This window comes from Membranihabitans marinus (genome assembly GCF_021729155.1).
Classification (GTDB): domain Bacteria; phylum Bacteroidota; class Bacteroidia; order Chitinophagales; family Saprospiraceae; genus Membranihabitans; species Membranihabitans marinus.
In genome coordinates, this window is the sequence record NZ_JAJQYA010000033.1 from 24,642 (window position 1) to 50,476 (window position 25,835).

A 25,835-nucleotide genomic window follows, 5' to 3' on the forward strand; every position below is an offset into this window, starting at 1 on the left:
AATATATCAATGGTTATAGGAGTAGATTTTGATGGAACCTGTGTTACCCATGAATTTCCCAAAATAGGGCAGGATATAGGTGCTGTCCCAGTGTTAAAAGAATTAGTAGCTCAAGGGCATAAATTGATTTTGTACACCATGAGGAGTAATATGGCGCCTAAAAAACAAAATACTGATGACGATGGCAAATATTTAGATCATGCAGTGGAATGGTTCAATCAACACGAAATACCGCTATATGCCATCAACCAAAATCCAAGTCAACGCAGATGGACAAAATCTCCTAAAATATACGCTCATGTATATATCGACGATGCAGCATTGGGATGTCCATTAATAGAAGATAGTGATGTTTCCAATAGGCCATTTGTGGATTGGGAAGGAGTAAAAGATCTCCTAAGTCAGCGAGGATTATTGTAGTGAATTTCTGATGGCTTCTTCCAAAGAAGTGGCCAGACCACGGTCTGATGTGGCGGGAGAAAGATGAATTTTATCAACTTCAATTCCCTCCGATATCAAAGTGTCGTAGGTCGGTTGACCGATGGCAACACAGGATAATCTCGGCATGGGATTTTTGGATAAATAGGCTTTGGCGTTCAGGGAACTGGTGAAGAGGCCGATGTCTATGTCGTCAAATCGCTGGGTTATGGGACGGTTGTTGTAGGCTATCACATCTGTGCAGTGGCGGTATACCTTCATTAATTTACAGAGACTGTTGGCCGATCGTTGAGCCCTAAAAAATAATACCTCTTCTGAGGGTTCACATATTTCAAGAAAGGAGTCTAGAGAAGTGTTGGCCGTACCGCTTCCAGTAAAATCACAGGGCAGTCCGTGATTTCTCATATGAAGGGCTGTCCCCGGACCAATAGCTCCGTATTTAACTCCATGGGATACGGAATGTAAACCCGACCTTAGGTAACTATTGACGCCGTTTTTGCTATAGAAAAAATGCCAGTCGGCCCTTGGTATTTCCAGAATATCTATGTATCCTATGTCGATCAGAGATTGCTGTACTAAGGTGCAATTATATTTTTTAATTACCTCCTGAATAGGACTGGAATCATCAATGGTCCGACTGATAAACACTTTCATTAAAACAAGTCGTCTAGTTGTCCTTCGCTCCACATATGGTTGAAACACTTGGTCGCCGCCATAACATCGCTTCGAGCATTATTAACACCTATATATCCCGCATCGAAACATCGCACGTGTAATTCTGTAAGTGTAGGCCACTTGTATCCTCCTTCCTTATTGATGATTTTACAAAAATAGGTAGATTCCTGCATTAGACAGTATTTTTCGGATTGATGTAGGCGATGAGACATTTCTTGTCTTAAATATTCCGCCCCGATTACATTCTCATTGTAATTGAGGTTGAAAGAAAATATATAATCCGCTTGATCGACAATTTTTTTAAATTTTTCCAAGGCCGTATTCAAATCTACACCCCTTTCTTCAAAATCTTCCAATTTTAATTTATGGTATTTTAACATGTCCTCTGGAATTTCCAAAGTATTGTTAATGAGAAGATCTTCGTCTGCAGCCAGTTGCCCCTCTTTATCATAAGCCAAATAAGAAAGATGGATCATTCGGGGCCAATTGAAAGTATCTGTATATGGGACCTTCCATTTTTTTGGTTTTCCAGCAGCACTTGTATCAAATATTAATATCATAATCTTAAGTAATTCGTTGTCTTTAGGGTGAAAATTAGATTAAAATTCGCTGCAAAATTAAGTCCTTCTTTTGAGAAAAACACCTTCGAAGCTAATTAATGTTCAATTAGTTTTGGGAAGGTGTTAAACCATAGCTTATATTTTTCTCATTGGTATTATTTCTCTACCATCACTGGTAAGGGGACAGTGACAATGTGTTTTTTCTTTAAATATTTGATTTTTAATTTTATATGATTCTCATCCATGGCTAGGATTTTGACTTTTGCGGGCTGGACTTCGTCTTTAGATGGCATCAACAGCCATACAAAGGTTTTGGATTTATCAATGTGGCTATTATAGATAGCTGCAGTATTGGCTTCATATGTATTGTATTTGGAACTATACCAACCTTGAATCTCTGGACTGCTTTGCCCTTTAACCAAGTCAACAGTCCAATCTTTGGATTGGATGGGGATGATTTGTAAATTGCCGACCTGGTTTTGGGAAGATACCACATTGTTTTTCCCTAAATCTACTTCACAGTCCGGATGCCAGTGCCAGAAGGTGGTTATATCTCGTGGTCTATCGGTTTGTATTTGATCGACGACGACCCAAAATGCATCCCGTTCGTATTGGACGGTACGGGTATGGCTGGCATTGCCATTTATGCCAGGGTAATGATCCATCGATGACCAAGCCCAGTCTCTTTCATCGTCTATAGAATAGTGAGAGGAAGGAAGAGGCTCTTCAGTTAATTTGGGGCCGGGTCCTTGACCTTTTTGGTCGATGATTACGGTATTGTGGCTTTGACTGCCCTTGGCATAGGATCTAAATTTATCTGCAATTTCTCCTCGGTAGGCAAATCTCCCGCCGTCCACTATTAGGTCGCGACCATAGGCGGTAATGGATAAATGGAGTTTGTCGTTGTGTTGATGACCGGTTCCCCAAGGACCAATGTCAAAAAATGACCAATGGGCCATTTCGTCATAATCACTTCTTGATATTAGTTGGCCAGCCCAAGGATAGATTACCGAAGGAGGACCGGAGGGACGTTCCCCTATCTCGCCATTGGAAACAATATATTGCCAATCCCTTCTGTCGTATTTTTCGCTGTATTTCATGACTAGGTCTCTGTTGTAGTCCAAATCGGAATCGTTGTTTAATATGCCATATCCAGTAGGTCGAATCGAGGTGGCATGGTAATTCCACATATCTTCTACCGATTCTGTGAAAAAACTAGGGAGACTGATGTTGTTGGCCTGACAGATGTTTTCAAATAAAACAAAATTTGAACGGGCTGTTTTGTGGTAATGGGATGAGAGCTCGGTTTGCACTCCATCTGGATAGAGTTGAGCTTTTAAACTTTCCGTCATGGTGGCGATAGAATACTCGAGCCATTCCTTTGATTTTTGATATTCAGGCCATGTAGTGGCTACAGTAGCGAGACCAGATATTTCCATGGTCAGCCAATTGTTTTGATTATGAAAGGAACGGCTGTAGTGGGCATGGTCTGGAATACTGGCCAAAATCAACAATTTGGTGGCTGGGCTAATTAAGTCAGAATTGGCAAAATAGGTAAAAACCTTAGACCAAGCTTTGGCTCTAAAACTCACTTCTAATCCCCTCCACATAGCAGTATTACTTTTTTTGGCAGGGTAGGGCCAACTCTGAAAGATCCAATCTTTAATGAATTGATCCATGTAATCGGCATATTTGATATTGCCAGTTTTTTGGAAGCTGGTCAAAACACCGAGAAGTGGAAAATGTCTATTGAGAGCCCAAGCCCACTCTATATCATTGTCTGGACCTTCATAGTCCCATTGCAATCGATTCTTGGCGTCTCGGGGTACTTCATCTTTAATGGTATAAAATACAAAAATATCCTTAATTAAATCTTCTCCGGAATCAGTGGTTTCAGAACTTGGTTGGGTGGGAAAGTCTTGAGCCTGAGGATACTTGGTTTTGTAATGTGCCAATAAAGCAGTACATGCTGATACGATGTCATTGTTGTCCACATTTTTTTTAACCTCTGCCAATTCAGGAAGACTTAGATCGAATTGATTTAGCATTTCCTTCATTTTGTCTGGATAGGCCAGACAAACATCTTTTACAGATTTGATTTCCTCCCACTGATTTTGACCCTGAGTTGTGGTCAGACTATAGGTCATAAGTAATACCATTATGAAATATCTCATGTTGCGCTACGATTTTTAGGTGTTTGTTCAACTACGATGATATAGTTGAATTCTAATAATTCTCCCAAAAATAAAAATTGTTATATAATAAGGACGATATTCAGTATAAAATAATTAAATATTGATAGTGCAGGTTGTTTTCAATATTTAATAGTTTTATTCGGCGTAATTATATTTTGAAAATTTTAATTTATGTTGGGGGTTAATACCAAACGAGGATATATTGTTATTATCTATTGATTTATAAAGCACATCGGTAATTTCCTAGCACTTTATAAATCAATAAATAACATAAAACACGGTAGTTCAAATATTAGGAAGGGGAGTTGTCAATTTTACTCTTGAGTTGATTGACTACGGTTTCGGCCAATTCAAATTTTGTGTTCGAAGAATATTGCACAAAATTCAGTGGAGATCGCCAATCTTCTCCATAACATGCCCAAACGTGATAATTGCCCAATGGATCTTTTTGACAGAAGGCGCCAATGGGAAGATGGCAGCCACCTTCTAATAATTTAAGTATACTTCGTTCGATATTGGTGGTTTCGGCCAAAGATTTATCCGTTATTTCGGCCAAAGTTTTTCTTATTTCTGTCTCAGAAGAACGAGTCTGAAAAGCTACTACTCCTTGTCCAGGTGCCGACACATATTCTTTGGGATTGAGAGGAATGACTTTGAGTCCAGAGACATCGGCCTCTATTCTATCGAGACCGGCTTGTGCTAAAACTATGGCATCGAAATGGCCATCTCTGAGCTTTTGGATCCTAGTGGGGACATTCCCCCTTATGTCAACGAGTTCTATATCAGGTCGATAGTGGTGTAAGAGGGCTTTTCTTCGCTGAGACGAAGTACCTACTTTGCAGTGGTCTTTAAGTCGAAAAGATTTATTGGCGTCATAGGCTGTTTCTTGAATCAACAATGTGTCACAAGGATTGGCTCTGTCCGATAAACCAGCGATAACCAGTCCATGACTATTTTCCGTAGGTAAGTCTTTGAGAGAGTGTACGGCGATGTCAATTTTTTCCGATAGTAAAGCTTCTTCAATTTCCTTTGTGAAAAATCCTTTCTCCTCTATTTTGTCGAAACTTAGGTTTTGGGCAAGGTCGCCTTTGGTCTTAATTACAATTATTTCGCTCTTTATATCTTGTTCAGTTAGAATATCTTGAAAGTAGTTTGCCTGCCACAATGCCAATTTACTTCCCCTAGTTCCAATTTTTATCATTACTATTTATTATTTTTGAAAAAAAAGATGGAGGTAAAGATACATCAAATTGCGGAGCTAATTAAAGCTAAAGTGGAGGGAAATGCTGATGTAGTAATTACCCATCCTGCTAAGATAGAACATGCAGGGCCGGGATCAATTACTTTTTTTTCAAATCCGAGGTATGAAAAGTACCTATACAATACCAAGGCCAGTGCAGTAATTCTCGACAATGATTTTATTCTGAAGGAACCTGTCATGGCAACTGTTCTACGTGTAGAGAATGTATATCTAGCACTCTCGTTACTTTTTGAATTTTTAGAGAAATCAAAAAAAGTACCACAAGTAGTCTCTGATCTAGCCTATGTCGACCCGACGGCTCAAGTACCCAGTAGCTGCTCTGTTGGCCCGTTTACTTATATCGACAAGGGTACGGTATTGGGTGAAAACTGTCGAATAGGTAGTCATGTTCATATCGGGAGTAATGTAGTGTTGGGTAATGATACCGTTATCAATTCTGGGGTGAAGATTTACAGAGATTGTCAAATCGGTGAATCAGTAATCATACATTCCAATGCGGTAATTGGCAGTGATGGTTTTGGATTTGTTAAAGATGATATGGGGCACTACAAAAAAATTCCTCAAATAGGGAATGTAATTATCGGCAATGATGTAGAGATCGGAGCGAACACCGTCATCGATCGGGCTTCTATGGGATCGACTGAGATTAAATCTGGTGTAAAGTTGGACAATTTGATTCAAGTAGGACACAATGTAGTCATTGGTTCCCATACCGTAATAGCTGCTCTGACCGGTGTAGCGGGCAGTGTGAAGATCGGTGAAGACAATCAAATCGGAGGTCAAGTTGGCATTGCTGGTCATACCACCATAGGATCCAAAAATGGCATTGCAGGGGGAACCGGTATTGTAAAGAATGTAGGCGATGGCGAACTCCTCATGGGCTATCCCGCAGTGAAAGTTAAACAGTTTTTCAAAAGCCATATTTATATTCAAAAATTAGGGGAGATGGAGAGAAGAATTAAACAATTGGAAGCTAAATTAAATTCAGACACTTAATATTTCGATTAAACCATCATTAAATTCGATTATCGTACGGTATTTTATCCTGTATTTATTAAGAAAACTTTATCTTTGGGCGAGTTTTATAAAATCAAATAATGCGTAAAACGCTTTCAAGAGATATTTTAGTAGAAGGGGTGGGGATTCATACCGGCGAAGACTGTAAGATTATCGTCAAACCTTCTATGGCAGGAAAAGGTATTTTCTTTTCCTATAATGACAATGAAGACCAAAAAGGCTACATACCTTGTTTTATTGCCAATGTTGTATCGACCAATCGATGCACGATATTGGGCAATGGCAAGGTAACCATTTCTACGGTTGAACATTTGCTGTCTGCGCTCAATGCCTTTGAGGTTACCGATGCCGAATTATTTATAGAACGCGGGTCGGAAGTTCCTATCCTCGATGGTGGTGGTAAGTATTTTTCTGAGCAATTGGCAGATCAAGAATTGGTAGAAGTCGATGAACAAGATGTCACAACCATAGTCATCGACGAAGATATGGTATATACTTGTCCTGACAGTGGAGCCGAATACCAATTGAGTCCCAGCGATGAATTGAATTACGAGGCAGTGGTCAAATACGACAACGAAATTCTCGGTCATGTGGTAGCCACTTGGACATGGGGGCAGGATTACGCCAGTAATATCGCACCGGCTCGAACCTTTAGTATGTATTCCGAGGTATTGGGATTGATGAAAAGGGGATTGATTAAAGGGGGAGACTTGAGCAATGCCGTGGTATTGGTAGACAATGGCGCCAGTGAAGAAGAAGTAAAAAATACTATATATAAACACATTCCCGATGTTTCGGACGTTACCATTATGCAAAATGTAATTAATGGTCCGATGTATTTTGAGAATGAACCAGCTCGGCATAAAATATTGGATATGATCGGTGACTTTTCTTTGTTAAATGCCACAATAAAAGGAACAATTCGAGCGGTGAGACCCGGTCATACCGGAAACATTAATTTAGTAAGGCATTTAATAGATTTATTTTATGGATAATAAAAAAGTAAGTGATATCCCTCGGTATAATCCAAATCTACCACCTGTCAAGGACACGTTAGAGATTATGGAGATGTTGCCGCATAGATTTCCATTCTTAATGATTGATAAAGTTATTGAGCTGAATGAACGTCGAGTGGTCGGGGTTAAAAATTTGACCTATAACGAGCATTGTTTTCAAGGACACTTTCCCGGAAATCCAGTTTTTCCAGGAGTGTTACAAGTGGAGGCATTTGCTCAAACTGGTGGGATATTGGCACTATCACAGATGAATCAAGATGTGAAATGGGATACCTATTTTTTAAAAATTGATAATACACGATTTCGAAAAATGGTAGGACCTGGAGATACCTTAATTTTACAGATGGAGTTAATTAGTCCAATAAGAAGGGGTATTTGTCATATGCGAGGCACTGCTTATGTGGGCGACGAATTGGTTTCTGAAGGTGATTTTACCGCTAAAATTGTAAAGAGAAAAAACTCATGATAGTGAATGATAATGCGTTTATTCATCCAGCTGCTAAGTTAGGGAGTAATGTCAAAGTAGAACCTTTTACTACTATAGCAGGAGATGTGGAAGTAGGAGAGGGAACATGGATCGGGCCACATGTAACTATTATGGATGGTGTGCGAATCGGTAAGAATTGTAAGATTTTTCCAGGAGCCGTGCTAGGAGCAATTCCTCAAGATTTGAAATACAAAGGTGAAAATACTATGCTTATTCTCGGTGACAATGTCATCATTAGAGAATACTGTACTTTAAATAAGGGAACTTCGGCAAATACTTCTACCACCATAGGGAACAATTGTTTGTTGATGGCCTACGTCCACGTTGCACACGACTGTGTATTGGAGAACAATTGTATCTTGGCCAATAATGTCAATCTCGCCGGACATATCCATTTGGAAGAATATGTACAACTCGGAGGATTGACCGCTGTACATCAATTTGTAAAAGTGGGTAAACACTCCTTTGTAGGTGGTGGATCACTGGTTAGAAAAGATGTACCTCCTTTTATTAAGGCCGCAAGAGAGCCATTGGCTTTTGCCGGTGTCAATACCATTGGCCTGCGTCGAAGAGGATTTTCCTCTGACGATGTATTATTGATAGAAGATCTATACAGAACCCTTTTTGTTAAGGGAAATAATGTAAGGCAAGGAGTAGATAAGATAATGAGAGATGCTCCAGATTCACCTTTTAAGACCATTATTTTGGACTTTATTGAAAAAAGTAATCGAGGTTTGATTCGAGGTTACAAAAGCCGCTAGTGGAAACTTAATGAACCATGTTCATAGAAATTGAATCCCTTACTAAGGAGTATAATTACTCAACTATATTTGAAAATATATCCGATACCTTTTCTCCCAATCACAGAATTGCTGTTTTGGGAGAAAATGGCAGCGGGAAGTCGACTTTTCTAAAAGTCCTCTGCGGTATGGTCGATGCCACACAGGGGAAAATTCGATGGCGTAACGATGATCGGACTTTTCAGAAACATCAGTGGTTTCAATATTTCTCATTTAGTTCACCCCAGTTGTTTTTTGGAGATCAAATGACGGTGGAAGAAGTCTTCCATTATTTTATGCGCTTGAAATCCTTTCAAAAAGATATCGATCCACAAAAGGCATTGGATATTTTGTCCTTCGAAGTCCATAGAGATAAACCATTAAAACGCCTCAGCAGCGGTATGTATCAACGGATTAGATTGGTATTGACCATATGCACCGATGCGCCAGTTTTGTTTTTGGATGAGCCTTGTAGTAATTTGGATAAGAAAGGGGTGGATTTATATCATCAGTTGATAGATGAGTACGGGCAAAATCGAATGATTTTTGTTGCTTCCAATGATGAGAGGGAGTATGATTTTTGCGACAGAATGTTATCTATTACAGATTACAAGTGATTGCGCAATTTCGTCATGTTCTTTTTTATTTTTTTTAGGTCGCTAATAATGCTTTCTACTTTTGCGTCCTTCTCTTCTCTAATTTTATAGGCCGATTTGGCCCCATCAATCGTAAAACCCTCTTCTTTTAACAATACGTATATCCGCTTAATTTTTTGAATGTCTTTCTTGGTATATCTTCGGTCGCCTTTGTTGTTTTTGCCGGGACTAATCTGTGTAAATTCTGACTCCCAATATCGCAACAAAGACGTAGATACATCAAACATTTTCGCTACTTCACCAATAGTGTAGTACAGTTTCGACAGATTTTGAATATCAACCATTACGTGTATTTAATATTTCCATGAGTTCTTTTTTAGCCTCTTTGGGATTGCTTTTTCCTTTGGTGGCCTTCATGATTTCTCCCATAAAAAATCCAAAAAGGTTTTTCTTTCCGTTTTGGTATTTTTTTAACTCATCGGGATTTTGGTCTAATATATCTAAAATAATTGATTTTAATGCAGTTAGGTCAAAATCCTGGGCTAAATCCATTTCTTCCATTACCTGTTTGGCAGTTTTGTGTGGTTGTTCCAAAAGGTGAGGTAAGAGGTTTTGATAAGCAGAAGATACGGTGATTTTCTTACTTTCTATCAGGGTCAAAAATTCTAAGATGCCTTCCTGAGATAGGGGATATTCCAAAAGATCATCTGTCCCTGTCTTTACATCTGGCAAATATTTATTGACAATAAAATTGGCTATTGACTTGGGATCTATATTTGATTCCTGAATTAGGGAAAGAGTCAGATCAGCAATATCTTTGTATTCTATAAGAATAGTGGCATCGTATTCACTTAAATCGTATTCCGTTGTCAATTGATGAAAATAAGATTGCGGAAGTCTGCCCATATTGGATTTTACCGATTCGATCCAGTCGTCGGAAATGATGATGGGAGGTAGGTCGGGCTCTGGAAAATATCGATAATCATGGGCATTTTCTTTCACCCTTATGACGGTTAACTTCTGTGTCTTGAGATTGAAGTCCAGAGTCGATTGCTTTATTTCTTCTCCTTTCTTAAGGAGTTTTAACTGTCTTTTGAATTCCTGTTCCACTGCTTTCTTTGCGTTGGAAGCAGAATTTATATTCTTTATTTCACATCTGGTATTGAGGACATCACTTCCCTTTTCCCGCAAGGACAAATTGACATCACATCTCATCGAACCCTCTTGCATCACTCCATCGGATACGTCGAGGTATCGAACCAATCTGCGCAAGGTGTTGATAAATTCTTCCACTTCGTCTCCATTCCTGAAATCGGGCTCTGTAACCATCTCCAACAGGGGTACACCAGCTCTATTGTAATCCAGCATAGAATAATCTGGAGAGATATCGTGTACCGATTTTCCGGCATCTTCCTCCATATGGATATGATGAAGTCTGATGGTTTTGCCATTTTCTAGAGTAAACTTTCCACCCAGACAGACAGGATCACTGTCTTGAGTGATTTGATACCCCTTTGGTAGATCGGCGTAAAAATAATTTTTACGATCAAAATAATTTCGTTGATTAATCTCACAGTCCAAAGCCAAACCCAGTCGAATGGCTTTTTCTATCTGCATTTTATTCATGACGGGAAGGGTGCCCGGCAATGCTAAACTGACTGGACTAATATGTTGGTTGGGTATATTGGTGTATTTCGCGGATTCAGGAGCAAATGCTTTGGCTTCTGTATTGAGCTGTATATGTACTTCCAGGCCAATAACGGCTTCTAAATTGGTTAAATCCATAGGTGTATAATAATGTTATTTTGCACGAAAGATACAAAAAATCAAACATCATTTTGACTACCTAAATACTTTTATCTGGCAAACAATGACAAAGAAAGCTCTTGAGTCTAACTTTCTTTGTGGTTATCGCTTTTTTTTGGATTTATATTAATCCAATGACTTGTTGGATTCTGAAGCCATTTTAACCAATTGATCGTATTCTTCAGGACTCAAACCGTCCATTACAAATTGAATTGGATTCACTGCCTTGTCTTTGTATCTCACTTCGTAATGGAGATGAGGTGCAGTGGAAGAACCAGTGTCTCCGATCAATCCAAGCAATTCTCCTTTCTTCACCTTCTGACCTTTTTTGACATAGATCTCTTTCATGTGAGCATATAGGGTCTTGTAGTCGTATCCGTGGTCTATCATTACGTTGTAACCGTATCCAGTAGATCTTTTCTCTACCCTGATGACCGTACCATTTCCAGTGGCCTGGATTTTGGTGCCCGATGGTGCTGTGAAATCAATGCCTTCATGCATTTTGGCTATCTTGTGAATGGGGTGAAGTCTCATCCCAAATCCAGATAGATATTTTACTTTTCGCTTTAGTTTGTCCTCTTGTACTGGTTTGATAGAAGGTAGTGAATTGAGCATTTCTTCACGTTCTATGGTCTTTTTTTCCAAATCGTCCAACTCCTTGGATTGCAATGTCAATTTTCTCGAAAGTTGATCTGCCTTATTTAAGGTTTCAATCAGGAGGTCTTTTGAGTTAAAATTAATTAATTCATTGTATTGCTGGTGTCCCCCAATACCTCCATTCCATACGTTGGCGTCCAAAGGTTCGGTACCAAATACAATTTCCTGAATATTGGAATTGCGTTGGTGTAAGTTTTCTAAAACCGAACTCATTTTGCCCAATTGAGAATTTAATAGCTTGAATTTTATCTCCATTTGGGTCAGCTCTTTTTTTAATTCCTTTTCCTTAAAGTTAAGACTTGGAATAGAAGAACTCAAAAAGAAGAATGTGGCAAAGCCCAACACTATTGCCGATAATAGGAAACCAAGTGCTATGAAAATTTTTCGACTAAATGGTACTTTTACTTTCTCGTATCGCAGTGTATGCGGGTTAAAAACGAATTTCTCTTTACTCATTTGTGTACGTAATTTGGAATATAATAGTACATTTGAACCGCGAAGGTACAAAATTTTAATTTATCATTAAGCCTTTGGTAAACTTACGAAATAAATATTTATTTTTTTAAATATAAATTTTACATTTTATGCGATCTGTAGAAATACGGCAAAAATTTTTCGATTTTTTTAGTGACAAAGGTCATAAAATAGTTGCTTCGGCCCCCATTGTAAACAATAGTGATCCCACTTTGATGTTTACCAATGCTGGAATGAACCAATTTAAGGATAATTTTTTAGGAACTAAAGAAATTATCCATTCTAGAGTAGCGGATACTCAAAAGTGTTTGCGGGTTTCTGGTAAACACAACGATTTGGAAGAAGTTGGCCTCGATAGTTACCACCATACCATGTTTGAAATGTTGGGTAATTGGTCCTTTGGCGATTATTTTAAAAGTGAAGCCATAGATTGGGCTTGGGAATTGCTGACCAAAGTCTATGGATTAGATGGAAATCGATTGTACGCCACTATTTTCGAAGGAGCTAGTGAAGATGCATTGGAGAGAGATGTAGAAGCCTTTGATCTATGGAAAAAACATTTGCCTGAGGATCGCATATTGAATGGTTCTAAAAAAGATAATTTCTGGGAAATGGGTGAGTCTGGTCCCTGTGGCCCCTGTTCAGAAATTCATATCGATTTGCGAAGTGAGGAGGAAAGAGCCGCCATCTCCGGTGCCGACTTGGTCAATCAAGATCACCCCCTAGTGATTGAAGTTTGGAATCTAGTCTTTATTCAATTCAATCGACTACTGTCTGGTCAACTCGAACCATTGCCGCAAAATCATGTGGATACCGGTATGGGATTTGAGCGATTGTGTATGGCTATTCAGGGAAAAAAATCAAATTATGAAACCGATGTATTTACTCCATTTATTCATGAAATAGAGAAAATTACTGGTTTTACATATTCAAATCAATACAGTGAGGAGGCTAAAGTAGATACGAGTTTTCGAGTAGTTGTCGATCACATTAGAGCGGTTGCATTTACGATAGCCGATGGTCAGATCCCTGGCAATACTGGAGCTGGCTATGTGATTAGACGTATTTTGAGAAGAGCGGTTCGGTATTATTATACTTTTTTAAATTGGCAACAGCCATTGATGTATCAATTGATTCCGATGTTGGCTGATTATTTCGCCGATGTTTTCCCCGAATTGCAAGCCCAGAAAGACTTTGTGGCTAAGGTGATTTTGGAAGAAGAAAAGGGTTTTTTAAGAACACTGGAAGAGGGAATTCAGCGCTTCAATTTGTTAACTATTGAAAATAATCAAGTCGCCGGCGAGGATGCATTTACCCTATATGATACCTTTGGTTTTCCAATTGACTTAACGGCCCTTATGGCCAAAGAAAAGGGGTATACCGTTGATCTCGATGGTTTCAATACCGCACTCAGCCAGCAAAAAGAGCGGTCTAGGAAGGACGCCGTCCAACAGGTAGGAGATTGGAATATCGTATCCGATGTCAAATCTACGGTATTTAAGGGCTATGACCATGATTCTCTCGAAGGAGTAAAAGTGACCAGAATGAGGTCTGTTGCCAAAAAAGATAAAGAGATTCTCCAATTGGTATTGGACCAAACTCCTTTCTATGCAGAAGGTGGAGGTCAAATCGGAGATAGAGGACGATTGACTTCGGCTAATGGCGAAGTGATTGCGGTTTTGAATACTTTGAGGGAAAATGAATTGATCGTACATATCGTAGATCGGTTTCCTTCAGACGTACACGGAAGTTTAAAAGCCGAAATCGATGTCACTCGACGAAAAAGTATAGAAAATAATCACTCTGCCACTCACTTATTGCATGCGGCTTTGAGACAAGTATTGGGTAGCCATGTACAGCAAAAAGGATCTTTGGTTACCGATAAATATCTGCGATTTGATTTTAGTCACTACGAAAAATTGTCGACTGAAGAATTGGCTCAGATAGAATCCATAGTTCAAGAAAAAATAACGGCCAACATCCCCCTTCAAGAAGATCGCAGTATACCTATTGCTGAGGCTCAGGCAAAAGGAGCTATGATGTTGTTTGGCGAGAAATACGGGGATACCGTTCGAATGATAACTTTTGAGGAAGATTATTCAAGAGAATTGTGCGGAGGGTGTCACGTTGATGCTACCGGGAATTTGCAACTCTTTAGAATTACCTCTGAATCTGCTATTGCTGCAGGGATTCGAAGAATAGAAGCGGTGACTGGGAGTGGAGCTATCCAATATGTAAATAATGAAATTGAGGAATTGAATAGTATTCGCGCCCTGTTTAAAAATACTGTCGGCCTTCCCGGTCAAATTCAAAAATTGCAAGAGGAAAACAAAGGACTTCAAAAGTCGTTAGAAGAGCTAAAGTTGGAAGGCAGTAAACAGCTTAAAACAGAATTGGTCAACAAATTGGAAGCCCATAATGACGTAATGTTATTGGCCGAGTGCACCGATGGAATGGACGGTAAAATATTGAAAAACATGGTTTTTGAAATAGCCCAACTTCATCCATCATCCATTATTGTAATGGGAGATCGCTCTGAAACTTCGGCTCAAATATTAATTTATATAGATAAAGAATTGGTTTCTAAGTACGAACTCAACGCTGGATCTTTGATTCGATCTATTTCATCCTATATTAAGGGTGGAGGCGGAGGACAAGCCTTTTTCGCTACAGCTGGAGGAAAAAATCCAGATGGTGTAGCAGAGGCTGTTCAACATATTAAAGATGATATTTTGACTAAAATAAAAGCGGTTTAAGATATGGCGTTTTCATATTTTTATACCATCGTTTTCTTAGTGGCCTGTCTGGTCTTCTTGAATATAATCAATCGGATAATATTTATGCGTTTCGTAAAACTCCTGCCCGATACCGGTCGAAAGTGGACGGTAAAGGATGTTATTCAAGACGATATTTTTAATAATTTGGTTAAGTCATTGAATGCGGAATCCAAGAAAAAAGCTACTGCCTTGAGACAGCGATTAAAACAAGTCATTATTGCTTCTTTTTTTGTTATTTTACTTTTGATTGTGGTAGCCATTCTTTCATTTATTAAGTGATTATGAAAATAGGAATAATTGGTGTAGGTCATTTGGGCAAGATTCATATTAAGTGCATCCAACAAATAGAAGCTTTCTCTATAGTAGGGGTGTACGATAACGATACTTCGTTGTTGGAGCGCGTATCTGATGATTTCAAGGTAAATGCCTTTGATTCTTTGCAAGATTTGCTATCCGCAGTGGAGGTGGTAAGCATTGTGACACCGACCCAAACCCATTTTGACATTGCTGTAGAAGCGATTCGTCATGGCAAACACGTATTCATTGAAAAACCAGTAACCCCATCGTCTCAAGAAGCGAAAGAATTGATGACCTTGGCCGAAAAACATAAAGTAAGGGTACAAGTCGGCCATGTTGAGCGATTTAATCCTGCCTTATTGGCTTTGAAAGATGAAATCATTCGACCCGCTTTTATCGAAGTGCATCGATTGGCCAATTTTAATCCGAGAAGTACCGATGTATCTGTAGTGCAGGATTTGATGATTCACGATATCGATATAATGTTGCATTTTGTTCAATCAAAGGTCAGAGATGTCAGGGCCAATGGGGTGAAAATCATCAGTGATCACCCTGATATATGCAACGCCAGAATTGAGTTTGAAAACGGTGCTGTTGCCAATTTGACAGCTTCTAGAATGTCAATTAACAATATGCGTAAAATGCGTATGTTCCAACCCGATGCTTATATATCACTGGATTTTTTGGAGAAAAAATCTCAGGTTATTCGCATAGGTGATGAGGAATCAGAGAATGCTATGCCTTTGGAATTTAACGATCAAAAGAAATGGATAACTATTCGCGATGTAGCTGGACCTCAAATCAATGCCATTAAACAAGAATTTGAATCCTTTTATGATGCGATAGCACATAATCAGTCCGTTCTTGTGTCTCTTGCCGATGGAATGAGAGCTGTTGAAGTGGCAGAGAAAATTGAGGCCGCGGTAAAGGCCCAGGGAGACATTAAAGAATTTGTGATCTAATTTCAAACCATTCAATGCATATACGCGCTCGTAAAAAATCACTATACCTCTACATTTTGGGAGACTTTCTCGCTGCTTCCATCGTTTGGTTGTGTTTTAATTCTCGATTTTTTACTGAGGCTGGATACGATGTGAATTCAAGTCCACTGGCAGAAATTCAAAATTATCTGGAACTCTTGTATATTCCCGTGTTTTGGATTTTATTTTATTTGTTTTTTGATGAATACCAAGACCCCTATCGCAAGTCTAGGTTTCTGACCTTATCCCGCACTTTTCTTCATACCATACTCGGTGTGGCTTTACTGTATTGGTCTAAATCGTTTTCCGAAATCTTGGTTCATGACAATGTTTTATATTATTATTTTATTTTCCATTTTATAGCCATTGCTTTTATTCGAATTTTGCATTTGACCCTAACTCATGATCAAGTTCAGCGCGGAGATGTGGCCTTTAATACCCTATTGATCGGCAGCAACCAAAAAGCATTTGCCCTGTATCAAGAGATTACCAATCGGAAAGAAAAATTGGGTTACAATATTTTGGGCTATGTGGGTATAAACGGGAGTGAGAGTGTAGAATTGACCTCTGTTCTGAATAAAATAGGAAAGATAGAGAATGTTGAATCCATAATTCAAGAATACGAGATTGAGGAAGTCTTGATAGCCATCGAAGAGGAAGAACACCCCCAATTGCGAAAGGTGATGAATGGGCTTTTTGATCTCAAGCGCAAACTATTTATTAAGATTATTCCCGATCTATATGATATATTATTGGGCAAGGTTAAGATGAATTTTGTATACGGGGCCATCCTCATCGAGATTGAGCGAGAAATTATGCCGCGCTGGCAAAGGATATTGAAGAGACTTTTTGATATTTTGGTTTCATTTCTTTTTATAACGGTATTTTGGTGGTTGTATTTATATATTGCCATCCGGGTAAAATTGTCTTCTCCTGGTCCTATCTTTTATCAGCAGGAGAGAATCGGATTATTGGGCAAACCATTTATAATATTCAAATTTAGATCGATGTATGTCGATGCCGAAAAAGACGGTCCCAAATTATCCTATGAGGGAGATGATCGATGCACCAAATGGGGGGCTATAATGCGAAAGTGGCGGATAGATGAATTGCCTCAGTTTTGGAATGTGATCAAAGGGGAGATGTCATTGGTTGGTCCTCGCCCTGAGCGGGCCTATTTTATAGAAAAAATTACTGAAGTGGCTCCTCATTATCGGCACTTATTGCGTATTAAACCTGGGATTACTTCATGGGGCCAGGTAAAATACGGATATGCATCTACAGTGGAAGAAATGACCCAGCGTTTAAAGTACGATATATTATATGTAGAGAATCGATCCTTTGCTTTGGACTTGAAGATTTTGTTTTATACCCTATTGGTTTTAATAAAAGGATCAGGCAAATAGTGACATTATAGTAAAAAGTAATATATTAGTGTTTTAAAGGGTTTCAAAATACTCTAATACCGGTTAAAAGAAAACAATGAAAGCTGCAAAGGATGTTCTGCTTCTTCTAATTCCCATGTTGATTTTTCAAATTACTTTCGCTCAAAATCAACCCTATTCAAGAATTATCGTCAATAATTTAGATGTTTTTCCCTACCAGAATCAACTGTCTATGGATCATATGCATAGCCATGGGGATTCCACGATATTGGAACTTTCTCAAACTGACATCGATAAGTTAATACAATATCAGGTTCCATTTTCGGTATTGGTTTCCGATTTGGAGGCATATTATCAAAACCAGAATCAAGAATTAAATCCCCGTTCTTTGGAGACCTATTGCGAAAATCTAGCAGATGCACCTAAGAATTTTAAATTGGGCTCTATGGGTGGTTATTTAACCTATGAGGAAATTCAATCTGAGTTGAGGTCGATGCGCAGTAAATATCCCCATTTAATATCAGAAATAAAATCGATAAATCAATTTAAAACCTATGAGGGCAACACCATCGATTATGTGGTCATAGGAAATGGTCAGGTTTCTAACTCCAATAAACCCAATCTATTGTATACGGCGCTTCATCATGCACGCGAACCCCTGAGTATGCAGCAGATGATTTACTATATGTGGTATTTGTTGGAGAATTATGAAAATGATGACAAGGTGGGGCAGATCATCGATTACTCCAATTTGTATTTTATCCCTTGTGTCAATCCCGATGGCTATATATACAACCAGTCCGTAGCTCCAGCAGGTGGAGGTATGTGGAGAAAAAATAGACGACCAATATCGAGTCAACATATCGGAGTAGACCTCAATAGAAATTATGGATATGAGTGGGGATATGACAACGATGGCTCGTCTGGCGATCCCGGTTCTGAAATATATAGAGGGCCTTCGCCTTTTTCCGAAGTAGAAACACAGGCGATTAAATGGTTTTGTGAAAATATAGATTTCGATCTCGCACTAAATTATCACGGATTTGGAGATTTTTTAATCTATCCGTGGGGATATAATGGTCAATCTAGTGCATCGAGTACTACCTATAAGTCATTGGCCAAGGCCTTGACCTTTAATAAGCGAATCCTATATGGAACTTCGAACGAAACCGTGTTGTACAATACCAATGGAGATAGTGATGACTGGATGTATGGTGAGACCCAAACCAAACAAAGGATAATGTCAATGACTCCAGAAGTGGGGCCCGCTCATTTTGGTTTTTGGCCTCCGAAGAATATGATTGTGGAGTTGTGTAAAAGAGAGTTGGATCAAAACATGTCTTTGGCTATAGCGGCCCAACGTTTTGTGATCATCGAACAGACCAGTGAGCCCATCGTTACAGAGAATCATTTTAAACACACTTTTTATATGTATTTGTTAGGGGTGGACAATGCGGCAGTACAAAGCATTATTACTCCAATATCAGATAATATTGTCAATTATCAGGAGTCCATTTATATTGTAGGTAAGACTTCTTCGGAAGAATATGAAATTGATTTCACTCTAGACAACCATCTTCAAAATGGAGAAATTATACAATTTGCACTCTCGATGACCAATGGAGTAATGTCCCAGGTGGATACCGTAACTTATATATACAGCAGTCAAGCTGATCCCATCTTGGTTTTGGAAGACAATTTGGATTTCACGAATTGGACGAGGTCGGGTAAAAATCAATGGGGAGAAATCAGTTCCGAATACTTTACGGCCCCTTCAAGTATTACCGACTCTCCCAATGGCAATTATTTTCCCAATACCATCAATACCTTGGAAAGTGAGCAAGCATTTGATATCCCCAATGAAGACGAAGTGTATTTGACCTATAGAATCAAATGGGATATTGTGTCTAATATAGATTATGCGAGGTTGTTGATCAGCACAGATAAGATCAATTATCAACCATTATGTGGTCGATATACTACTGGGTTTTATGAGTACGGTAGTGACTTATTTCCCGCTTATACTGGGGAGCAAAATGAATGGTTAAATGAATATATATCGCTTAAGGAATACCAAGGGCAAAAAGTATATTTTAAATGGGAATTGGTCTCAAATTCTGGGATTACTGCAGATGGAATATATGTAGATGATATGAAAATCAATTATTCTTCTACCTTGACAGCCCAGTCTCCAGAGATAATAGAGACGGTAGCCGTTCATGCTTATCCCAATCCGGCATCTTCTCAGTCCAATGTGACCATTACTTTCGATAGAAAGGGAATGGACTACGATTTTGATCGATATGTCGTTAGAGATATTTTGGGAAGAGAAATAATGTCTCAAAAATATGAGGGAGGATTGGGACAGGATGAATTTACTATTCCCAGCCAGAATTGGTCAGCCGGACTTTATTTTTTCTATTTCGAATCCAATCGAACAATGAGTCAGCCAATAAAAATAGTCATAGCCGAATAATGAAATATATATCAGTATCCCAAAGTGATCAATCTCTATCCATAGAAAAATGCCCTAAACCGAAGTTGAAACCAGAACAAGTTTTGGTTGAGGTTCGAGCATTTGGAATCAATCGCGCTGATATACTACAACGTGCAGGAAAGTATCCGCCCCCTGTTGGGGCATCTCCGATTATGGGACTGGAATGTAGCGGGGTCATCGTAGCCCTGGGAAGCGAAGTGGTTCATTGGCAAATCGGTGATGAGGTTATGGGTTTAGTCGATGGTGGAGGATATGCTGAGTTTTGTGCAATGGATGGCGGAATGATATGGCAAAAACCTCAATATTTGAGTTTTGAAGAAGCCGCAGCTATACCCGAGGTATTTCTGACCGCGTATCAGGCCCTGTATGCTTTATCGTCTATTCAATCGGGACATAAATTGCTTATTCATGCAGCGGCATCGAGTGTGGGCCAAGCACTTTTGCAATTGGCAGAAGCCCAAGGAGGAATTACAACCTTTGGTACAGCTTCGGCAGGGAAGGTCTTATTTTGTAGAGATCTTGGATATCATCATGTGATTAATTATCAGGAAGAGGATTTTCAAGTTGTGGTTGAAGAGATTACCTCTGGCCAAGGGGTTGATATTATTATCGATTTTGTGGGTAGTGATTACTTTGTAAAAAATATAAATTCCTTAGCCGTCGATGGAACTTTGATCTTGTTGGGCGTACTCAGTGGGGTGAAAGTGGATGGTTTTTCATTGTGGCCACTTTTAAGCAAAAGACTGAAGATTCAAGGCAGTACCTTGAGGGGAAGGTCAACGGATTATAAACGGCAATTGATCGCTGATTTTTTAGAAAAATTTTCACCTCATTTAAATCGATCCGTTTTAAAACCTCATATATATGCCATCTATCCTTGGACGGAGATCGAGGAAGCACATCAAGTGATGAAGAGTAATAAAAATCATGGCAAAATTGTAGTATCCATCCCATAGTAATTCATCTATTTCCACCAGTCGAAATATAAAGTTAACTTAATCTTCATTTTTATAGGGTGGTGAAAAAGATTATTCTGTTCTACCTTTCGCGCGTATTGAGTTTTCGCATGAAAATGGAATACCATTTTCAATTCGTAGATGTTGTAATAGCTAGTAAATCATGGTAAAGAAGGATGTTTTAGTTGTAGGTGGAGGAGTTTTGGGTAGTTTTCACGCCTATTGGGCACTTAAGCAGGGCAAATCGGTAGGGTTGTTGGAAAAAGATATGGAGCCGAGAGGTTCAACGGTTCAAAATTTTGGACAAGTAGTCCCTTCGGGATTTGGTTCCAAATGGCAGAAATTCGGTCGTGAGAGTCTGAATACATATAGGGATATACAAGGATGTCACGATATTGGGATTCAAGAAAATGGATCGATATATTTGGCGTCCAACGATGAAGAGCAAACCCTGTTAGAAGAACTTCATATCATTAATCAACAGAATGAGTATCCATCTTTTTTGTGGTCAAAGTCAGAATGTCTAAAGAAATATCCCGGTTTGAAGAGGGATTATGTCAAAGGGGGATTGTTTTTTCCATTGGAGATTTCTATCAACGCCAGACAAATGATCCATGAACTAAGATCATTTCTTGTGGAAAAAATGGGTTTGGAATATTATGGGAATACCTTGGTACAGCAATGCGAAAAGAAAAATGGCAGCATAGAGTTGGTCGATAGTAGAGGAAATGTCTATTGCGGGGACAAGGTCGTTATATGTAATGGAAGCGATTATCAGAATTTATATCCAGATTGCTTTTCTAAGTCCGATATTGAAATTTCACAGTTGCAGATGATGCAAACATTTGCACAAGACCCCGGATTTGAAATCAAGGGAAATATACTGACGGGGTGGTCGATACGTCGGTATGAAGCTTTTGCGGAGTGTCCCTCATATGCCGGTATTGTGGCTTTGGAGGATGAGAAGAGTTTTCAAGCTCAACACGGTATCCATATTTTGTTTAAGCAACTGCCTTCAGGTGAGGTTATTATTGGAGATTCACATCATTATGCATCTATTGATCAATGCCATAAACTCAAGGATAGAATTGATATGGATATCGATAATTTTATGTTGGCTGAAGCGCGAAAAATATTTTCCTTGCCAACTTTTGGGATTAAGCATAGATGGTTGGGGAAATACTCACAGTGCAAAACCAAGGATGTTTTTCAGAAAACCATAGACGATGATATTCACATAGTCACAGCCATTGGGGGCAAAGGAATGACGGCAAGTGCCGGATTTGCTAAGTATAATATGGACCTCATATTGGCATAACTTCATTTTGTTAAATCTCAATGGTGGGCGCAACCGTTCTGAAATACCCACTGCATTTATAACCGTTAATTATAAATGTATTTCGTATAAAATGTATTTCGTATAAAAACCACTTAATGATTATTATAATAAAGGACTAGCCTTCGTCGAGAATATTCATAATGGTTCGAAAGGATACGTATTGATCTTTAAAGTTTCGATCGACATCTGCCCTTAGTTTATCGGCATAGGATTCCGTATAGAGCTTAAGACTTTGATGACTCTTGGCGATGTATTGTACACTAAAGGTGTGGCCATCTTCTGTGGGAATATTGGTTAATTGCATAAAACGAAAAGATTCAAAGCAATCGGTTTTCATGACCTCGTTGATATGGTGATCCATCATCCATCGATACCAATCTTTGGCTGCTTCATGACTTATTTTCGTAGTTACGTTGTAGGCTATTTTCATTATTAATTTGAATTCTTTAAAGGTTGGGCTTCCATTGGGTTGACTTCCTCTTCTGTTTGGGGTATCTTGTCTTCTTCTATCAATGCCTTTATTTCTCTATATCTCTTACGCGCAAATACCGCAAGGGAACTATTGGAATAGTCTAGGAATAACTTTTCATAATATTTTTGGGCTTTTAACAAATCTCCCAGTTTGACATCATAGATGATGGCAGATTCATAAATGGCATCGTCGGCGCGAATATCATCGGCATAATCATCGATAATGACTTGGAATTTTTTTAATGCATTGTCATAGTCCTGTGCTTCTACATACATTTTGGCTTCAAGGTATAGGATGTCGTCTTGTAGGTTGTGATCTTGTGCTATACCACCGCGCAAACTGTCGAGTACCTTAAAGGCCTGATTGTCGATATTTTGAAAGTGGTAAAAATCAGCCTTTGCATATGCTTTTAAGTATTGATCTGTTGAATCCAATCCCATATTGTCAATAATAAATACACTCATGTCAATGGCGTCGTTGGCTATCAACCTCGATGTAGCTACTTTCAGTATATCAAACTGTTTTTGTGCCCATTCAAAGTCTCCCATATAATAGGAGAGTTTTGCATTTCGATATCTGGCCAATTGGCCCATGATGTTTTCTTTTTGATCTTTGTCTACTTGTGAATACAATAATGTAGCCTCCCAACGATCTCCAGTTGAAAGATAGATGTCGGCAAGTAATATTTTCGCTTCACTTCTCAAATTGCCAGATAGGCCATTGATGGTCACTAATTTTTCTAAGGTGGTTATTGCTTCGGGATAATTGTGCAATTCAAAGGCTTGAGCTTTTGCAATATCCTTGATTAAGGGGGCTGAAAAACTGGAATAGCCCAAGCTGTCTACTATATTTATGAGTCGATCCGTAATGGATTCAATACTGGCGATATCTTCTCCTTTTAATCGAGCTTGTGCTATCTTAGATTCCAATAAACCCTGATAGGCGGAATAAAAGAAAGGGGATTCTGCTCCTTTGGTTTGAACGATATATTCCAATATTCTATCTGCAGCTTGGTACTCGTCTGCATCCAAGGCTTGTTTCCCCAAATTATAGAGTCGATTGCCATTTTCTCTTTTTCTTTGATCGATGGCCCGGATTTGTCGATAAGCCATATTGAAATCATTGCGTTGAATATAGGTCCATGCCAACACTTCGTTCAGCCCTTCAGAAGAGGATTCCTGTAATTTGGCAATTACTTTTTCCTCGAGAAGGTTAAGGTAATCATCGGGTAAATAGCGTTGGAAATAGTTTAATACAAAACTCGAACTTTGGGGGCGAAGTTCCATAGCCTCCAAATATCGATCGATCATTTCATCGTATTGACCCAAGCGATAATGCAGTGAAGCCATGGGGAATAAAAAGTTTGATTTGGACCTTTCATTGTCGATGACTTCTTTATAGGTATCTAAGGCGTATTGAAATTTTCCTCTTTCTTGGAAGCCTTGGGCCAATTGATTTACCATCTCTGGCTGCTGAGAAGATTTTTTGATGGCTTCTCTATATCTACTGTCGGCTTGGTCGTCGTCTCCTTTCAATTCTAAAATATTGCCAGAAAGAAAAATGCTAATAATGTCATTGGGGTTTTGGTTGATTTTTTGTTGGACCAATTCCAAACTTTTGTCGTATTCTCGAAGTTGGTTGTAGCAATCGACCAATCGTTCAAAAAATATTGACTGTCTGGGTTGTTTGACCATTAGTTCTTGAAAAATTGTGGCGGCTTTTTCATATTCTCCTCGACTGTAATAATGCATGGCCAACTGGGGGTTTTGACTATAGATCGGTAGTGATATAGTCCATAATATGAAAGAGAATATCGATATTTTGATGTAATTATTCATATTGTTTTTTTCAATCTTCAAGAATATTATTATTTAGTGGATGCAGAACCATTTTCAACCCATTTGCAATCATTATTTTAGAACGATTTAATGGAATTATAATTTTCTAATTATTAATGCTGATGCTCCGCCACCACCATTACAGATAGCGGAACAACCGAGGTCAGTTTTGGTTGCTCCCAATGCATTAATTAATGTGGTCACAATTCTAGCTCCCGATGCACCAAGTGGGTGACCCATGGCTACCGCACCGCCGTGAATATTTATTTTTTGACTGTGGATGCCCTGTTCTTTGCCGAACACCATAGGTACTACGGCGAAGGCTTCATTGACTTCAAATAAGTCGATATCGTCGTTTTTCAGTCCTGCTCGTTCCAAGGCTTTTTGTGCGGCGGGAATGGGACTGGTCGTAAACCATTCTGGAGCTTGAGAAGCATCGGCATAGGAAAGGATTTCGGCTATTGGCGTGAGGCCATGACTGCGGACGAAGGATTCACTTGCCAGGACTAGGGCCGATGCACCGTCGTTGATGGTAGAAGCATTGGCTGCCGTCACCGTTCCATCTTTTGAAAAGGCCGCACGCAGTTGAGGTATTTTATCGTATCGCACGCGTTTGAACTCTTCATCTTCATCGATAACCAATTCGGGACCTTTGCGTTGAGGAACTTTGACAGGGGTGATCTCCTCTTTGAATATTCCAGCCTGTGTGGTTTGGTCTACTTTTTGGTAGCTAGCTATGGCAAAGTCATCTTGTTCTGCTCTAGAAATTTTATATTTTTCAGCGGTATTATCTGCAAATACCCCCATGGCATTCTGATTGTAAGCATCTTGAAGTCCGTCTTTTTCCAATCCGTCAACAAATTGATTACTTCCGAATTTATACCCAAATCTAGCCTGAGGCACGTAGTATGGGGCGCTAGACATATTTTCCATTCCACCAGCTACGGCCACATGGTTTTGGCCCAATTGTATACTTTGGGCGGCTAACATAATGGATTTAATACCAGATGCACAGACTTTATTGACCAATGTACAAGGCACGGAATGAGGAATACCTGCTTTTAGGGCAGCTTGTTTGGCGGGGGCTTGTCCTAGATTGGCAGAAAGTACATTGCCCATAAATACCTCTTCGACTGAAGTATGAGAAATAAGGGCTTGAGAAATTGCGCCTTCGATGGCGATTCCTCCCAGTTGAACGGCAGAAATATCTTTGAATACTCCACCAAAACTACCAATAGCTGTCCGTGTTGCTGATAAAATATATACTTTTTCCATGTGTTCTTTTTTATTAAAACGGATTATACAACATTTTAAATATATTACCTAACCATTC

23 protein-coding genes are annotated in these 25,835 nt (G+C 39.1%); 13 read left to right on the forward strand and 10 right to left on the reverse strand.

Annotated elements, in window-relative coordinates; all coding sequences use genetic code 11:
* Window positions 1-9: 9 nt before the first annotated feature.
* A complete protein-coding gene (locus LVD51_RS16425; RefSeq protein ID WP_236972451.1) occupies window positions 10-420 on the forward strand; it encodes a hypothetical protein in 411 nt (136 codons plus the stop codon).
* On the opposite strand, the gene LVD51_RS16430 is transcribed toward LVD51_RS16425, so the two are convergent.
* The 4 genes from LVD51_RS16430 to hemC all read right to left on the reverse strand — a co-directional run bounded on the left by LVD51_RS16430 (window position 412) and on the right by hemC (window position 5,069).
* Window positions 412-1,092 (reverse strand): uroporphyrinogen-III synthase, encoded by a 681-nt coding sequence (locus LVD51_RS16430; protein ID WP_236972452.1) that lies wholly within the window; start codon window positions 1,090-1,092, stop codon window positions 412-414. The two genes, LVD51_RS16425 and LVD51_RS16430, sit on opposite strands and share 9 nt — an antisense overlap.
* On the reverse strand, window positions 1,092-1,673 hold the full coding sequence (locus LVD51_RS16435) for a hypothetical protein (protein ID WP_236972453.1): 582 nt from the start codon (window positions 1,671-1,673) through the stop codon (window positions 1,092-1,094). Before LVD51_RS16435 ends, LVD51_RS16430 begins: the two co-directional genes overlap by 1 nt.
* 155 nt (window positions 1,674-1,828) lie before the next feature.
* Window positions 1,829-3,847 (reverse strand): alginate lyase family protein, encoded by a 2,019-nt coding sequence (locus LVD51_RS16440; protein ID WP_236972454.1) that lies wholly within the window; start codon window positions 3,845-3,847, stop codon window positions 1,829-1,831.
* A gap of 313 nt (window positions 3,848-4,160) precedes the next feature.
* Window positions 4,161-5,069, reverse strand: a complete 909-nt coding sequence (gene hemC / locus LVD51_RS16445; protein WP_236972455.1) for a hydroxymethylbilane synthase — start codon at window positions 5,067-5,069, stop codon at window positions 4,161-4,163.
* 27 nt (window positions 5,070-5,096) lie between these two features.
* Here hemC and lpxD point away from each other — a divergent pair, with 27 nt between their 5' ends.
* The 5 genes from lpxD to LVD51_RS16470 all read left to right on the forward strand — a co-directional run bounded on the left by lpxD (window position 5,097) and on the right by LVD51_RS16470 (window position 9,045).
* Entirely contained in the window at window positions 5,097-6,125 is a 1,029-nt protein-coding gene (gene lpxD / locus LVD51_RS16450) for a UDP-3-O-(3-hydroxymyristoyl)glucosamine N-acyltransferase (protein ID WP_236972456.1), read from the forward strand.
* A gap of 101 nt (window positions 6,126-6,226) precedes the next feature.
* On the forward strand, window positions 6,227-7,141 hold the full coding sequence (locus LVD51_RS16455) for a UDP-3-O-acyl-N-acetylglucosamine deacetylase (protein WP_236972457.1): 915 nt from the start codon (window positions 6,227-6,229) through the stop codon (window positions 7,139-7,141).
* Window positions 7,134-7,628 carry a 3-hydroxyacyl-ACP dehydratase FabZ gene (gene fabZ / locus LVD51_RS16460; protein ID WP_236972458.1) on the forward strand — a complete coding sequence of 165 codons (495 nt, stop codon included), beginning with the start codon at window positions 7,134-7,136 and terminating at the stop codon, window positions 7,626-7,628. Before LVD51_RS16455 ends, fabZ begins: the two co-directional genes overlap by 8 nt.
* Entirely contained in the window at window positions 7,625-8,410 is a 786-nt protein-coding gene (gene lpxA / locus LVD51_RS16465; RefSeq protein ID WP_236972459.1) for an acyl-ACP--UDP-N-acetylglucosamine O-acyltransferase, read from the forward strand. The genes fabZ and lpxA overlap by 4 nt, the downstream gene beginning before the upstream one ends.
* A 17-nt stretch (window positions 8,411-8,427) precedes the next feature.
* The gene (locus tag LVD51_RS16470; RefSeq protein ID WP_236972460.1) at window positions 8,428-9,045 is read left to right on the forward strand and encodes an ABC transporter ATP-binding protein; all 618 of its coding nucleotides are present in this window, start codon (window positions 8,428-8,430) and stop codon (window positions 9,043-9,045) included.
* Here LVD51_RS16470 and LVD51_RS16475 read toward each other — a convergent pair.
* From LVD51_RS16475 to LVD51_RS16485, 3 genes are all read right to left on the reverse strand, one after another.
* The gene (locus LVD51_RS16475) at window positions 9,036-9,368 is read right to left on the reverse strand and encodes a MerR family transcriptional regulator (RefSeq protein ID WP_236972461.1); all 333 of its coding nucleotides are present in this window, start codon (window positions 9,366-9,368) and stop codon (window positions 9,036-9,038) included. The two genes, LVD51_RS16470 and LVD51_RS16475, sit on opposite strands and share 10 nt — an antisense overlap.
* Window positions 9,361-10,809 (reverse strand): Asp-tRNA(Asn)/Glu-tRNA(Gln) amidotransferase subunit GatB, encoded by a 1,449-nt coding sequence (gene gatB / locus LVD51_RS16480; protein ID WP_236972462.1) that lies wholly within the window; start codon window positions 10,807-10,809, stop codon window positions 9,361-9,363. Before gatB ends, LVD51_RS16475 begins: the two co-directional genes overlap by 8 nt.
* 147 nt (window positions 10,810-10,956) lie before the next feature.
* Window positions 10,957-11,943, reverse strand: a complete 987-nt coding sequence (locus LVD51_RS16485) for a M23 family metallopeptidase (protein ID WP_236972463.1) — start codon at window positions 11,941-11,943, stop codon at window positions 10,957-10,959.
* A gap of 128 nt (window positions 11,944-12,071) precedes the next feature.
* On the opposite strand from LVD51_RS16485, the gene alaS reads away from it, so the two are divergent.
* The 7 genes from alaS to LVD51_RS16520 all read left to right on the forward strand — a co-directional run bounded on the left by alaS (window position 12,072) and on the right by LVD51_RS16520 (window position 22,171).
* The gene (gene alaS / locus LVD51_RS16490; RefSeq protein WP_236972464.1) at window positions 12,072-14,717 is read left to right on the forward strand and encodes an alanine--tRNA ligase; all 2,646 of its coding nucleotides are present in this window, start codon (window positions 12,072-12,074) and stop codon (window positions 14,715-14,717) included.
* Between the two features lie 84 nt (window positions 14,718-14,801).
* Window positions 14,802-15,017 carry a hypothetical protein gene (locus tag LVD51_RS16495; protein WP_236972465.1) on the forward strand — a complete coding sequence of 72 codons (216 nt, stop codon included), beginning with the start codon at window positions 14,802-14,804 and terminating at the stop codon, window positions 15,015-15,017.
* A gap of 2 nt (window positions 15,018-15,019) precedes the next feature.
* Window positions 15,020-15,997, forward strand: coding sequence for a Gfo/Idh/MocA family protein (locus LVD51_RS16500; protein WP_236972466.1), 978 nt, complete (start codon window positions 15,020-15,022; stop codon window positions 15,995-15,997).
* A 14-nt stretch (window positions 15,998-16,011) separates the two neighbouring features.
* Complete coding sequence (locus LVD51_RS16505) at window positions 16,012-17,421, forward strand: sugar transferase (protein ID WP_236972467.1); 1,410 nt, start codon at window positions 16,012-16,014, stop codon at window positions 17,419-17,421.
* 76 nt (window positions 17,422-17,497) lie between these two features.
* A complete protein-coding gene (locus LVD51_RS16510; protein ID WP_236972468.1) occupies window positions 17,498-19,876 on the forward strand; it encodes a M14 family metallopeptidase in 2,379 nt (792 codons plus the stop codon).
* The gene (locus LVD51_RS16515; RefSeq protein WP_236972469.1) at window positions 19,876-20,853 is read left to right on the forward strand and encodes an NAD(P)H-quinone oxidoreductase; all 978 of its coding nucleotides are present in this window, start codon (window positions 19,876-19,878) and stop codon (window positions 20,851-20,853) included. Before LVD51_RS16510 ends, LVD51_RS16515 begins: the two co-directional genes overlap by 1 nt.
* Before the next feature lie 163 nt (window positions 20,854-21,016).
* A complete protein-coding gene (locus tag LVD51_RS16520; RefSeq protein ID WP_236972470.1) occupies window positions 21,017-22,171 on the forward strand; it encodes a TIGR03364 family FAD-dependent oxidoreductase in 1,155 nt (384 codons plus the stop codon).
* 136 nt (window positions 22,172-22,307) lie between these two features.
* On the opposite strand, the gene LVD51_RS16525 is transcribed toward LVD51_RS16520, so the two are convergent.
* From LVD51_RS16525 to LVD51_RS16535, 3 genes are all read right to left on the reverse strand, one after another.
* Window positions 22,308-22,622, reverse strand: a complete 315-nt coding sequence (locus tag LVD51_RS16525) for a DUF4286 family protein (RefSeq protein WP_236972471.1) — start codon at window positions 22,620-22,622, stop codon at window positions 22,308-22,310.
* Window positions 22,623-22,624: 2 nt separating this feature from the next.
* The gene (locus LVD51_RS16530) at window positions 22,625-24,502 is read right to left on the reverse strand and encodes a tetratricopeptide repeat protein (RefSeq protein WP_236972472.1); all 1,878 of its coding nucleotides are present in this window, start codon (window positions 24,500-24,502) and stop codon (window positions 22,625-22,627) included.
* Window positions 24,503-24,598: 96 nt separating this feature from the next.
* Window positions 24,599-25,777 carry a thiolase family protein gene (locus LVD51_RS16535; protein ID WP_236972473.1) on the reverse strand — a complete coding sequence of 393 codons (1,179 nt, stop codon included), beginning with the start codon at window positions 25,775-25,777 and terminating at the stop codon, window positions 24,599-24,601.
* Window positions 25,778-25,835: the final 58 nt, after the last annotated feature.